Origin of the sequence: Mariprofundus erugo, assembly GCF_005818865.1 — a bacterium.
Taxonomy (GTDB): Bacteria; Pseudomonadota; Zetaproteobacteria; order Mariprofundales; family Mariprofundaceae; genus Mariprofundus; species Mariprofundus erugo.
Window position 1 is genome coordinate 84,957 of sequence record NZ_VBRY01000004.1, and the last position, 14,350, is coordinate 99,306.

General features: G+C 53.2%; 10 protein-coding genes. 4 read left to right on the top strand and 6 right to left on the bottom strand.

The features are described 5' to 3' along the window. Positions 1-101: 101 nt before the first annotated feature. The 4 genes from FEF65_RS05255 to erpA all read right to left on the bottom strand — a co-directional run bounded on the left by FEF65_RS05255 (position 102) and on the right by erpA (position 4,711). The gene (locus FEF65_RS05255; RefSeq protein WP_138238752.1) at positions 102-1,481 is read right to left on the bottom strand and encodes a class II fumarate hydratase; all 1,380 of its coding nucleotides are present in this window, start codon (positions 1,479-1,481) and stop codon (positions 102-104) included. Next, positions 1,481-3,106, bottom strand: a complete 1,626-nt coding sequence (locus tag FEF65_RS05260) for a PP2C family protein-serine/threonine phosphatase (protein WP_138238753.1) — start codon at positions 3,104-3,106, stop codon at positions 1,481-1,483. The genes FEF65_RS05255 and FEF65_RS05260 overlap by 1 nt, the downstream gene beginning before the upstream one ends. Positions 3,107-3,274: 168 nt before the next feature. Continuing rightward, positions 3,275-4,030: a hypothetical protein gene (locus FEF65_RS05265; protein WP_138238754.1), complete on the bottom strand. Its 756-nt coding sequence runs from the start codon at positions 4,028-4,030 to the stop codon at positions 3,275-3,277. 318 nt (positions 4,031-4,348) lie between these two features. Continuing rightward, positions 4,349-4,711: an iron-sulfur cluster insertion protein ErpA gene (gene erpA / locus FEF65_RS05270; RefSeq protein WP_138238755.1), complete on the bottom strand. Its 363-nt coding sequence runs from the start codon at positions 4,709-4,711 to the stop codon at positions 4,349-4,351. Between the two features lie 178 nt (positions 4,712-4,889). On the opposite strand from erpA, the gene FEF65_RS05275 reads away from it, so the two are divergent. Further along, complete coding sequence (locus tag FEF65_RS05275; RefSeq protein ID WP_138238756.1) at positions 4,890-5,849, top strand: FAD:protein FMN transferase; 960 nt, start codon at positions 4,890-4,892, stop codon at positions 5,847-5,849. Positions 5,850-6,140: 291 nt separating this feature from the next. After that, positions 6,141-7,721, top strand: coding sequence for a peptide chain release factor 3 (locus FEF65_RS05280; protein ID WP_138238757.1), 1,581 nt, complete (start codon positions 6,141-6,143; stop codon positions 7,719-7,721). A gap of 196 nt (positions 7,722-7,917) precedes the next feature. Here FEF65_RS05280 and FEF65_RS05285 read toward each other — a convergent pair whose 3' ends face one another. After that, positions 7,918-10,626 (bottom strand): CBS domain-containing protein, encoded by a 2,709-nt coding sequence (locus FEF65_RS05285; RefSeq protein WP_138238758.1) that lies wholly within the window; start codon positions 10,624-10,626, stop codon positions 7,918-7,920. Between the two features lie 191 nt (positions 10,627-10,817). Further along, a complete protein-coding gene (locus tag FEF65_RS05290) occupies positions 10,818-12,956 on the bottom strand; it encodes a hypothetical protein (RefSeq protein WP_138238759.1) in 2,139 nt (712 codons plus the stop codon). Positions 12,957-13,190: 234 nt separating this feature from the next. Between FEF65_RS05290 and FEF65_RS05295 the strand changes: the two genes are divergently transcribed. Beyond that, positions 13,191-13,790, top strand: a complete 600-nt coding sequence (locus FEF65_RS05295; protein WP_138238760.1) for an HD-GYP domain-containing protein — start codon at positions 13,191-13,193, stop codon at positions 13,788-13,790. Positions 13,791-13,975: 185 nt separating this feature from the next. Beyond that, positions 13,976-14,152, top strand: coding sequence for a hypothetical protein (locus FEF65_RS13490; RefSeq protein ID WP_162847954.1), 177 nt, complete (start codon positions 13,976-13,978; stop codon positions 14,150-14,152). The last annotated feature ends 198 nt before the right edge of the window (positions 14,153-14,350 follow it).

Here is a 14,350-nt window from a genome sequence, read left to right on the forward strand (position 1 = left end):
GTAGCCTCCCGTGGCTGATGCTGAGCTATCGGTACAGGGAAGAGGCGTATTCTCCCGATACCGCAGCCAACAGTATTGTGGTTCCATAGAACCGGCCATCATCAGCGGTTCGGCTTCAGCATGGTTGCCGGATCAAGCAAACGGTTAAGCTCCGCCACCGGCAAAATGGCATGCTCCTCACAGAGCTGGCGCACCGTTTTACCTTCTGCAACAGACTGTTTGGCAAGCATGGAGGCTTGATCATAACCGATCACAGGAGCAAGAGAAGTCACCATGCTCATGCTCCACTCAATCTGCTCCAGGCAACGCTCACGATTGGCCTGCAGTCCGATGATACACTTATCGGTAAACATCCGGCAGGCCGATGCCAGCAAACGCTCTGACTCAAGCAGGTTGTGCGCAATAACCGGCAGCATCACATTCAGCTCCAGCAGGCCGGAGGCACCGGCAAACGCAATCGTGGCATCATTGCCAATCACCTGTGCACAAACCTGCGCCAGTGACTCTGCAATCACCGGATTCACCTTGCCGGGCATAATAGAGCTTCCCGGCTGTACCGCCGGCACCGTAATTTCACCGATTCCGCAGCGGGGCCCTGCATTGAGCAGGCGCACATCATTGGCAATTTTGACCAGGCTGACGGCCAGAGTGCGCAGCTGCCCTGAAAGCTCAACGGCTGCATCCTGTGCCGCCTGTGCCTCAAAGTGATTGACTGCCTCATTAAACTTAATGCCATAGGCGCGTGACAGCTCCATGGCTATCCGGGAACCGAATTCGGCATGCGTGTTCAGGCCGGTACCTACAGCCGTCCCCCCCTGCGCAAGCTCAGTAAGCCTCGGCAGGGCCGATTCCAGCCGGTGAATCCCCAGCTCAACCTGCCTGGCCCAGCCGGAGATTTCCTGACCAAGTGTCACCGGTGTCGCATCCATCAAGTGGGTACGACCGATTTTAATCACAGACTCGAACTCTATCGCCTTTTTTGCCAGCGCACTGTGCAACGATTTTAATGCCGGCAGCAGACTTGATTGCAGCAAATCGGTGGCAGCCAGATGAATCGCCGCAGGAATCACATCATTGGACGACTGCCCCATATTCACATCATCATTGGGATGAACCGACGGCTGGCTGGCCAGTTGACTGCAACGATGAGCAATCACCTCATTGGCATTCATATTGGTCGATGTACCGGAACCTGTTTGAAAGATATCAAGCACAAAGTGGCTGTCCCACGTACCATCGACCACTTCGCCGGCCGCTTTCCGGATCAGATCGGCGCGCGCTTTGGGAAGGCGACCGAGATCCTGGTTCACGGTCGCTGCTGCCAGTTTGATTCGACCGAGTGCCTTGATAAATTCGCGCGGAAAGCGAAGTCCCGATACGGGGAAATTCTCAACAGCTCGTGCCGTTGATGCACCATACATGGCGTCGGAAGGAACCTTCATCTCCCCCATGGAGTCCGATTCAATTCTGTAATCGCTCATTATTTCTCCTGTTTTTTTGCATTGCGGCGAACGCATAACAGTGTCAGATCATCATCCTGTTCACTGCGCCCGAAAGCATTCAACCTGGCCAGCAGCGCTCGCGGCAACTGGTTCAGCTCACCATTCCCCTGCTCAAGCAACCATTGACGCAAGCGCTGCTCTCCAAATCGCTCCCGCCCGGTACGACTTGAAGATTCTGTAACCCCGTCGGTATAACACAACAGCGTATTGCCGGCATCGAGTGTCGTACGCGTCACATGATAGCTCACACCTTTGACCAGTCCCATCGGTGGTGCCGTTGCCAGCAGCGGCTCCACCCTGGACTCACCACATAGTAATGGAGGCACATGACCGGCATTCACCCATATCAGTGCATTGGACTGAGGCTGCAACTTTCCCATAAACAAGGTGACAAAACGACCAGCGGTCAGTGTTTCGCACAATGCATCATTCAAATAGGTAGCGGCAGCTTCTATCGGCCAGTTCAACGTGGCAAGCCCCCGCAGCATCGCCTGCAGATTGGCCATCGTCAGCGCAGCCGGGTAGCCCTTGCCGGACACATCGGCAATCATCAACCAGACACGTCCATCTTCCAGCTCAATGTAGTCATAATAGTCGCCACCGACAGAGTAGCAGGTCTGCTGAAACCCCTGCAACTGGTAGCCGGGAATCACCGGTGCAAATTTGGGCAGCAACCCCTGCTGAATTTCGGCAGCTATCTCCAGAGAGTCCTTCAGGCTTTCTCGCTCCCGCATACCACGCATGGCGGTATTCAGCCCCAGAGCAAGGTCGCCGAACTCATCATCCATCAATACAGGAACATAACGATCATAGCTGCCATCTGCCAGCCGCTTCAGGCCGCTCTCCAGCTCATTTGTCACCTGCTTGAGTGTATGGCTGATCGTCCACACAAGCAGCATACTGGCGGATACGGACATCACCAACAGCACCAGTGCCTGCTGAAGAATAAAATGACGACTGGCCTGATCCCCGTACAGTCCCAGATAAACGTATATGGACAATATCAGGGTCGGCATCAAACCGGTCACCATAAATACCAGCCACGGCCGATGTGACGCCGAGGTAAACTGGCGAAAACTGTGCCCATCAGCCAGGTGCCCCTGAAACAAGCCCGATTCCGAAAGGTGAAGACGCAGATTCACGGTAAAAACAATTGCATTGGAAACGGCCAGCGAAGGAGCCAGCACCGCCGCGCCAAAACCAAAGTTCAGCATCAATGTGATTAACATGCTGACCGTCAGATCACGCTCACCTGCTATCGCACTCAGACTGACAGCAGCGAGCAAATAAAGTGCAAAACAGCCTCCGGCAATGCTGAACAGCTTCAGTACACGCCATGGAAAATCGGCCATTAATGTCTCTACCCGCACCGAACTCTTTTCCGGACTGGCATTGAGCATACAGCGATTAAGTAAACTGCAGGATTGCCAGGCAGCGGTACCGAAAACAATCAGAAAAACGGCTGAATCTGCCAGCGACAATAACGGCGAGATGGCAAGCGCCTCAGAATTCCCTGTCACACGCATCATCAACTGCCCGGATGCAAATACCAGCAGCAGCGGCCAGAGATGACGGACAAACTTTATAAAGGTATGTTGCAGCATCACGCCCTACTATAGGTTTCTGACTACATTAGGCAATTCAGATGCAACTGTGGCCAGCCACCTGCGAGAGCAAGCACATTTCGCGCTCCCGTTCAGGGTTACCGGGTTTGTCCATACCACCAATCTGCCCCCGTCACAGGTCCATCCTGACAGGCAGTCGTTGACGACTTACTGCTCCGCAAGCATGGCAACAGCCGACGTCGCTGTTGAGAAATGAAGTGAAACCGTACCGGTACCACTCAGAGCCGGTCCCGAATATGAGACGAAGGGCAATGTACTTTGCTGTGACAGGGGCAACTCCATCGTCACTTCAGGCATCAATGACGAGAGCCATGAATCCAGCCGCAACGCCAGCCGTGCACAGCGCACCTGACCATTGGCAGTAGCAACCATTCTGTGATCGATCAATACCGTACGAAAACGATACACCTTGCCATCACTGTAGTTGATCGCAGAAAAACGCATCTCTCCGCTTGCACCGGCCCGAATGGCATCACCCAGAATCACCGGCAGTGTTCCCAGGTCGAGCAACCCCTGCTCATTCGTCTCCTGCTCCACCACCGCTGTATCGTTGCTGCGGGTGAAGTGAGTCCCGCCGTCAGACGGACTATGGTAAGTCACCTCAACATGATCGCCACCCTGCTTGTCCACCCTGCTCATATACAGCGGCCTGCCATTGCTGGCGTTTAACACATGACGGGCAAGCATCCGGTGATCTTCCCATACCACCTCCCGTGCCCTGATTCCGTGAAAGACCACCGGGTGAATACGATAATAGACAAGCTCGCCACCTGACTTGCTCTGATACAGATACTCTTCTCCGCCGGCAGGCATGGCATACAGTTGCTGTGCGGCAATCAACAGCAGCACAAGTGCGAGCAAAACAGCGCTGAGCGTCGCTGCTCCATACCGCAATCTCATCATCAACGTTTTCATACCCATACTGATTGCATCAGACAGGCCAATCGGAAATAGCGCAGGTGTCGTCGTGCCAAATCGCTCCATCGGCAAGATGTGATTCACTGACAGGCGATCGACATTAAGATGAAACGGCGAACAAACAACTTAAAATCAATCAGTTACAGCTAAAGATACAGGCCATACATGACAGTAATAGAGATCACGATTCATTCAACACGGAGCGAATGATCAAGCAGACACCGATATCAACCTTGCATGGCGATGGTGAAAATTTCCCGCGGGCAGGCAAGAATCTCCATCAAGGCATCTTCTGTGCCGGTTTTAATAACCTGCGTTGGCACAACCGCCAGTGCCGGCTTCGGAAGGCGTAAATGACTTGCCACAGCCACAGGTCGATGCCGCATTCGGATTTCTGATCACAAAAGATTCCCCCTGAATCGAGGACTGATAGTCAATTTCAGCACCATTGAGCAGATCCAGACTCATCTGATCGACCAGCAGGCGAACACCATTTGACTCCACGACGGTATCATTGTCTTTTACCTGATCATCAAAGGTAAAACCATACTGGAAACCGGAACATCCACCGCCGGAGACAAATACGCGCAAATGCAGATCTGCACTCTCTCGTTCCATCAATCCCTGCACTTTTTTTGCAGCTGCTTCGGTAAGTACTACGGACATATGCACCTCTGATAATCCTCATCCGTTTTACACGGAGAGAGGAGTAAGTGTTTGAGTTATGAACCGGACGCACCGACCCAATAACCGAGCGGAATGATCGGATACTAATTCGCAATTGGCAAGCCTCCGCATAAAAAATCGCACTTGCCTGCCTGCCTGGTATCGTAAGTATGGAGCCATGCGCCTGCTGCTACATCGCCTCTCATTGCTGACTGCTATCATGCTGCCTGTTTCCGGCTGCACGGCTCCTGCCGATATTCACGATACCCGTTTCATGATGGGAACACTGGTCGAATTCACTGTGACAGGTATCCCCCGTGAGACAGCGGAACGGGCGATTACCGATGCAGCCGCTGAAATGCAGCGGGTTGAAGATGCATTTACCATTTATGGCAATGTTTCCAATACCGTCAAGGCATTCAATGCCAGCCCCCCCAACACGGCCATCACACTCCCTGATGAAGTCAGCGACCTTCTTGAATTATCACTGCAGATTCAAAAGCAAAGTCAGGGCGCATTTGATCCGGCTCTCGGCGGAGAAAACCTGCTATGGGGTTTTTCAACTGACAGCCCCCCTGTCACCCCGCCTGCAGCCGGCGCTATCGATAAAGCCATGGCGCCAGCGGATTGCGTTCGCCATGTCAGCAGCCAATGGTTGCGCAGCGATCGCCGTTGCCTGCTGGATTTCGGCGGCATTGCCAAAGGTTACGCCATTGATCGTGGTATCGCCGTCCTCAAAGCACACCATATTGAAAACGCCATCATCAATGCAGGTGGTGATATCAGGCTAATCGGCCGTCATGGTAACCGGCCATGGAAAATCGGTATTCGCCATCCGCGCAAGGCAGGTGAAGTGCTTTTGTCGCTCTCGATGGAAGGCGATAAAAGCATTGTAACATCGGGTGATTATGAACGCTTCTTTACGTATAACGGAAAGCGATATCATCATATTCTTGATCCAAAATCCGGCCAACCTGCGATGTACAGCCAGAGTGCGACCGTCATTGCCCCCTCGGCCACACTGGCTGATGCCTGGAGCACCGCACTGTTTATTGCCCCGGTTTCCCCGCTCCCCCAATCACTGCAACTTATTCGGGTCGATGCCAGTGGAAAGGTGTATCGCTCCGCGACCCCCTGAAGCCCGGGAATACCTACATCGCCCGTCGATGTGATCTCAACATCACAATGAGTATCCACAACCAGCGATAACTTCGCTACACTGCGCCCCCTTTAATGATTCACTGGCACCACCCGTTGCCGGCATGGGATACAGCTGCATGGAAAGCATGGCCTGGCAAGAGTAGTCGTTAACGCGCCTGTGCAGAAAGCGTAAACCATGTGTTTGCATTGGCCTAAAAAGCCCCATGTATGGGGTTTTGCGGCTGCATCGACCCATTGAGTGAAACTGAACCCGTCCGGAGAGACATGCATGAGTTTGAACAAGGAAATCCAGAAGCGCCGTACCTTTGGCATTATTTCCCATCCGGATGCCGGTAAAACCACACTGACCGAGAAGCTGTTGATGTTCGGTGGCGCCATTCAGATGGCTGGTGCGGTCAAGGCACGCAAGGCATCACGGCATGCAACCTCGGACTGGATGAAAATCGAACAGGAGCGCGGCATCTCCGTTGCCTCTTCTGTTATGAAGTTCAATTATCGAAACTTTGAAATCAACCTGCTTGATACACCCGGCCATCAGGACTTCTCGGAAGATACCTACCGGGTACTGACGGCGGTCGACTCGGCGATGATGGTCATCGACTCAGGTAAAGGTGTTGAGCCACAAACGGAAAAACTGATGGAGGTGTGCCGCATGCGCAACACGCCTATCGTCACCTTTATCAACAAGCTCGATCGCGAAGGCCTGGAACCTCTTGATTTGCTGGCTGAAATTGAGGACAAACTCCAGATTGAGTGTACCCCGCTTTCATGGCCGATCGGCATGGGAAAATCATTCCGTGGCGTTTATAACCTTTACAAAAAAGAGCTGAATCTGTTTACCGCCGGTATGGAAACGGCCGATTTTGAAACCATTCATATCGATGATCTGAACGATCCCAAACTTGATCAAATTCTGGGCCACCAGGCTGACGAGCTCCGCTCGGACATCGAACTGCTTGAAGGTGCTGCTGACCCTTTTGATCTGGATCATTTTCTTTCCGGCACCCAGACGCCGGTATTCTTTGGCTCGGCCGTCAATAACTTCGGTGTCAAAGAGCTGCTCGATGCATTTGTCGAGCTCTCTCCCCCGCCCGGCCCCCGTGAAGCCATGGAGAGAACCGTTTCCCCGGATGAAAGCGACTTCTCCGGTTTCTGCTTTAAAATTCAGGCCAACATGGACCCGGCTCACCGTGACCGCATCGCATTCTTCCGTATCTGTTCAGGCCGATTTGAGCGAGGCATGAGTGTACGTCACCACCGCATTGGCAAGGACATCAAGGTACCGAATGCCACAATTTTCATGGCACAGGACCGGGCCCATGTTGAAGAAGCCTATGCCGGTGACATTATCGGCATTCATAATCACGGCACCATCAAAATCGGGGATACCTTTACCAGCAAGGAGCTGCTGAAGTTTACCGGTATTCCGAACTTTGCACCGGAACTTTTCCGCCGCATCCGGTTGAAAGACCCGATGAAACGCAAACAGCTGCACAAGGGACTGGTACAGCTCTCCGAAGAAGGAGCCGTGCAGGTGTTCAAAACACTGATTGGTGGAGATTATATTCTCGGTGCCGTCGGTGTGCTGCAGTTTGATGTCACCGTGGAGAGACTGAAAACCGAATACCGTGTAGATGCCGATTACGTAGGCACGGATTTTCAGGTGGCCCGCTGGATCACCAGTCAGAATGACAAAAAGCTGGCAGAGTTCCGGCGCCTGTTTGAAATGAACCTGGCAGAAGATGGCGATGGATTCCTCGCCTACCTCGCGCCGAGTCAGTGGAAGCTCAACTATACCGTTGAGCAGTGGCCGGATATCACCTTCCATAAAACTCGCGAACATATTTAGGGAGATGCTGACTGATTGCGCACGGGTGAAAAACCGCATTTCACCTGTGCGCAATTAATCAATCACTTACGCGTTTTATTCAACACCCTGCATCAAGAGACTGACCGAACCCGACTCTCCCATGCGGCTGCATGGCTGATGCTGGCGCTATTACGTCAGCGCTCCATCAGAGCGCGACAACCCGCAACAGGTGTTACTATGGCTGATACAGTAACTCCCTGAGAATCCTGCTCAGCTCGCTGACCTGGTAAGGCTTGCCAATCACCACCGCGCCATCATCAAGCGTATTCTGCTTAAGAGCATCCTCCCTGTCGTAACCGGTAGCCAGAAGCACCGGTATGTCCGCCCTGATCGATTTTATGCGGCTGGCAGCCGCCCAGCCGCCCAGGCGAGGCATCACAAGATCCAGTATCACCAGATCAATCGCTGCCGGATTGGCTGCGAATATTTCTACCGCCTGCTCTCCATCCACTGCTGTGAGCACCTGATAATTCAGATTCTCCAGCACCGCCTGCCCCGTTTCACGCACGCTTGCTTCATCATCAACCAGCAGAATCATCTCGCCATGGCCATTGACCACCCCGCACGGCTCTTCATCCAGCTGCAAGCGAACCTCTTCCCCCAGCAGGGGCAAATATATATGAAAATGAGCCCCCCGGCCCTCACCGCTTTCCACCTCAATGATGCCCCGATGGCTCTGTACCGCCCCATAGACCATCGACAGCCCGAGCCCTGTGCCCTTGCCAACCTCCTTGGTCGTATAAAACGGATCAAAAATTTTGCCCAGCTTCTCCTCAGGAATACCGCAACCATTATCAGCGACCGTCAGTCGGGCGAATACGCTTTCATCCGGTGAGGGATGGCGACTGCGAAATGCAGCATCCGGAATATACTCATCCAGCCGCAATGTAATCAGCGGCGACTGCTGACCACTCACCGCATCATGGGCGTTGGTAAGCAGGTTAATCACCACCTGCTGCAGCTGTGTTTCATCTCCGAGTACGATCAATTCACGTTCAATGATTGAACTGTAGAACGGAATGCTTTCAGGGATTGCCAGGCGATTCAGATCAAGCACCTCCTGCAGAAAGGAGGTCAACCGAACCGGTTTCATCTGGATCGAATCCTTGCGGGCAAAGGTGAGCAGCTGCTGAATCATTTTTGCGGCGCGAAAGCCCAGCTCTTCGACCACTGCCAGGCGACTGACTGCCGGATGTGTTCCCAGCATCGTGCGGGCGAGGTATAGGTTGCCGGTCATTCCGGCCAGCATATTGTTAAAATCGTGAGCGATGCCGCCAACAAGCGTACCAATCGACTCCATTTTCTGTGACTGCCGCAACTGCTCCTCAAGCATGGCGTGATCCGTCATGTCCTGCTGGATGCCCACATAATTGCTGATACTGCCGGATTCATCGAATACCGGTGCGATCGACATCAACACATGATACATGTCGCCATTTTTCCGCCGGTCTACAAGCTTCCCTTCCCATATATGACCGGAACTGATGCGCTGCCACATCGCCGTATAAAATGCGGCCTCCTGCCTGCCGCTTTTGAAGCGAGCAGGGGTTTGGCCGACGAGCTCGTCCGCCGCATAACCTGACTGCAGGCAAAGAGCCGGATTCACATACTGAATAACGCCTTGAGGATCAGTGATCATGATGCCTTCACCAGCAGCATCAAGGGCACCGGAAAGTGTACGCAGCTGCTGCATACGGGCATCCCGCTCCTGCTCACGATTCAGCCGTTCGGTAATATCACGCGCGAGCAACAGGTAACCAAGCTTCTCATCCTTCTCCCAGATTGCGGATACAGTGATCTCGATACTGCGCTTATCTTCACCGCTGGAGGTAATCATATGTTTGCAGGTACCATGATCAGCGATCTCGCCAACAATGACCGATGGCTCCGGAGCGGTAAATCGGGCCTGCTCCATAGCCTGCTGCCATTTCAGCCCGATGAACATATCTGACTCTGATGAGAACATTGCGACTGCTGCCGGATTTGCAATGACAATCATCATCTCACAATCAAGCGCCATAATGGCTGTATCAATCGCGGAGTTCATGATGTTTGTCAGCAACACCCCCTGACTCAAGCGCTCCTGAGCCAGCTGAAGCTGATTGCGCATGTGTTCAACATAGCGGGCATCAAACGCCATCAACAAACTCGATTGCGTAATAATACCAGCCATGCATCCATCGTGATCAATCACAACCAGCTGCCTGATATGATTCCTGCGCAACTTTTCAGCCGCCTCATATGCCGATGTATTCAGCTGTACCATCTGCACAGGTGAACTCATCACATCTGCAGCGGTCAGGGTATGAAGATGATCTACACGTTCAAGTACAACCGGAATGTCCCGCTCCGTAATGATCCCCACTGGCCGGCGTTCATGGGTAATCACCACCGAGGTCACTTCCCGCTCCACCATCAGTGCGATCACTTCCTGCACCAGGTCATCGGAGGCAATGCGGGCCACACTGGAAAGCATGATGTCACTGGCACTTTTTCTTTGCAGAAGCTCAAACATACCAACAGCACGCATCAGATCCGAATGCGTCAACACGCCGGCCGCAAGTCCATCCCGGGTCACCACAAGATGCCGGATTTCACCACGCTTAAGAAGCTCGTAGGCATCGAAAATCGAGGTATCCGAACTGGCTGTTCTGACCGGATGACTCATCACCGTCGCAACCGTCTGGTTCATATCCATGCTGCGGTGAATCAGGCGCATCACATCACGCTCTGTCATAATGCCGACGGCTATGCCGGCATCATCAACAACCGGAACGCAACTGATACGTTTATGTCGCATCAGGCTGACTACTTCGGCAGCCGTCGCAGTTAAATCCACACTATACAGCTCACCGGTCAGCAACTGCTCAATATTGGCTGGCAAAGAGCCCCCCCTGCATCATTTTTCAGTCAATTGCGAAGAGTGATCAAATCATTATGACAGCGGACAATGAAATCCTGATCATCAACGCCCCGTACCCGCTACAGAGTGCAGCGACGGGTCAAATCTGACCTAAGGCAAGCAAACTTGATGCCGCATCATGCGGTGATATGACAAACGTGATGGGGCCAGCGTCAGAACACCAGCCAGCCCAGCCACCATGCAGCACAGCCACCGGCAAGTGCACTCATCAACAATATCCACGGCCAGCCGGATGGCTTGTCCGCAAAAGGATCATCAAGCCTGCGCTGGGCTCCTTCAGGTAGTCGAGCCACCTGGGTCAGGGATCGTCCGAAGCTGATATTGATGCGTGCCTGTGTATTGACTGCCCAGCCATTGGCATCCAGCAACGGTGCAAGGTTACGCTGGCGCAACTTCAGCGATGCAATGACCATGGATGGTAACGAGATCGCCAGCACCACTCCGACCAGGGCCAGTGGCATCTGCCACCATGGCAGAGAGAGAAAACCGGTGACGAGTGTGGCAATGGCTGTACCGATAGCACCAATCGCCAGACCGATAGCGGCAAAGATACCGGCAAACTTGCCGACATCGAAGGCTGCAGGCTTGGCCGGTGCGGCGCCCTCCACCTTCTTGCCCGTTTCAGTGATGGTCGTTGCCGCCCGGGTTTGCATCTCCTTGTCACGTGCGGCAGCCATTTTTTCAATCTGCTCTCCGATCATTTTACCAATCCGCTTGTAGGGGCTCCAGAATGCCTGCGCCACACTGATCGGGTGATCGATAATCTTGACGATGGTGGCATCCCAGTCCCGCCCCTGTCGATCATAAAAAACACCATTGCGTCCCACCATCAGGTTTTCCGAATCACCTGCCATAAATGCGGCCACAATAAACATCTTTTCGGCACTCTTGTGACGTCGACACTCACAATAGGCAAGATATGTACGACCAAGGTGGGCGACAGCAGCATGTTTCGCCACATCATCCACACGAATACACAACTCACAGCTGCGACCATCCAGAAACAAGGTACCGGCCTGAAAAATAGCGCGACTGTCCCGATTGTAGAAATTGGCAAAATTGACAAAGTTCCTTAACAGAGTTACCAGATCACGTCGAAAACGAAGGAGTTTTTCAACTCCGGCTATCGCATTCGCCTCCTGCTGTCGCTCCAGATCGCGGGCAATGAGTGCGTCGATCGCCGGCTGATAACCAGCTGCCAGAATCGCCTGTAATCGCTCACCACCTAACGCCTCAACCGTTGTCGCTGGCCGGCTGGCCTGCCAGCCGGCGAACGGAGCCAGACGCAACTTGATGATGCTCCACTCCTCTGCCGACAGCAGCTCTCTCTCCCCAAGCAATGGTTGCACAACCTGCTGACGAAACGACTGAACTGCCGCAGCCCAGGCAGGATTCACCCCTTCTACGAGTGGCAGCGATTGGCCAGCCTCAATCCGGGCCAGCGGCAAATCACGTGTTTCCTGTGCATCTCCGGAAAGTGTGGCCGAGCCGATCGCACTCAACTGACTGTCCGTACAATTCATATGAAGCACAGCCCGCGGATCAAAGGAGGCCAGACGACAACGCGAAAAGTAATCATCAATTTTAGCCGCCACGACACTATAGCTACGATGCGCTGCCGCCGTCTCCTCACCGAGAGGAAGAATCACATCAGCATCGCTGATCGATTTTTCGTGCCAGCGACAAATGGACGCCACATCTTCAAAAAATTGTTTGCTCATGGAGGCATCCATACCCGGATCACCGCTTCGATCTGCAACACCGCCCATACACTGGACAATTTCACTGATTAAGCGGCGGAGCTCTTCATCATCAGCCGATGCGGAGGTAATAATACCATCCCCGTTAAATCTGGTTTTACCAAAAACAGACTGGATATCGAGCACATCGGCAATGTCGATAGTGTCAGCCCCGCAACTGCCGCGATTAACGAGAATCTGCTGTGCAGATGCTTTCAGAAGTGCACCTGCCGGAGTGGAGTCGTTGATTGCTGCAAGCGGAAGTGAACTCCCCTCCTGTAGCATGATCCCGGGATTATGCAGCATGGAGCATGCCCAGCGAACGGCTGTAATAATCTCGGCAAGTCGAATCCGCCCGTCCGTATCGCTATCGATCAATTGCAAGGTAGCGGCATCCATTTCAAGGTTATGCGTCGGACAGCTGAGCGAAGCCCACAGTTTGGCGTCCAGTTCATCCAGCCGACAAAGATCCTCTGCATTTTCGATCAGTACCTGATCAAACCCCCCTGCACGAAAAAAACGCCAGTTATGAGAACGTGCTGATTCTGCCATCGATGCCCCCTGTTCACCTGATTTTGTTTACCCCTGCATATTCAAGCTCTATATCATAAAGTTGTGAGACCATCGAATCAACGCAAACAACCCAAAGACCATGCTCAAGTGCAGCGTTCCAGCTATACCCTGACAGCATTGCAGAGTCTGAAGATCACACCTATTCTCAGATAAGGATCGACGGGACTATGGCAGGATGCCGTGGACAGGGCGTGGCACTCACGGAGGTCTGACATGGCAGTCGTTGATTACTCACTACTGAACAAGGATACGCAGGCACTTGCCGTTGCACTGCGCTATCGGGACAAACACACCCATTGGCACTCCCGGCGCGTTCACGCACTTTCATGGCAAATGGGAAAACAGATCGGACTGGACGCACCTGAACTTGAACTGCTCGCCATCGCCGCATCCTTCCACGATATTGGCAAAATCGGCATTCCGGATCATATCCTGTTCAAGCCCGGTCGACTCGAACCGGATGAGCGCACGATCATGAACAGGCATGCAGAAACCGGCGAAAAAATTATTCTGGCCACATCCATTGAGGGCTGCATTGAGGTTGCAGAAGTCATCCGTCACCATCATGAACATTTCGATGGCGATGGCTACCCGGACCAGTTGCGAGGTGAAACCATACCCATCGCATCCCGCATTATCAGCCTGAACGACAGCTACGATGCAATGGCTGAAACCCGCGCATATCATCGCGGGCGTACACATGCAGAGATCATGCAGGTGATTGAAAGTGAATGCGGCAGCAAGCACGACCCATGGTTGTTTAAGCAGTTTGCGCCCCTGATCGAACGCAGTGAGTTCAGAGCCCATCCATGAATCGTCACGGCAACGGACAAAGCAGGTCAACAACTCCACGCCATCCGGTATCGCATGCAGCACCCGGGCCATCCACATTTCACATCGGCAAAACCATATAAACAGTGATTTTGTCTTTCACAGCACTCTTTGTTAGTATGCCCCTACAAGGCGGCATAGCCGAATCCATAGAAAAGGTGAATTCCATGAATGTAGATCAGCATCTGAAAGTAGCCCAGTGGCATATTGAGCAGGCCCGTTTGCATGCAACCAGCCAGCACAGCTGCGGCTGCCCGGTTAACGAGCACTACCAGAAGATCATCAACGAAATTGAAAGCGGCAAGGAAATCGAGGAAGAGCTGGTTTGTTCAACCGAAAAATAAATCGGTCCGCGTGATCGTTGAAAAGCCGCCCCTCCGGGCGGCTTTTTTTTGTCCATCGCGGAAGTCCGGGAACCAGTGCCGGTAAAGGTGAGCTGATGCCACTTGATTCCCCCTGATAGATGCGCCGAGAATCAAGTAGCGGATACAGCGGCTCCAGGGAATCGATGAGTAACCCAGCGATTTCGAGCGAGCCAATGC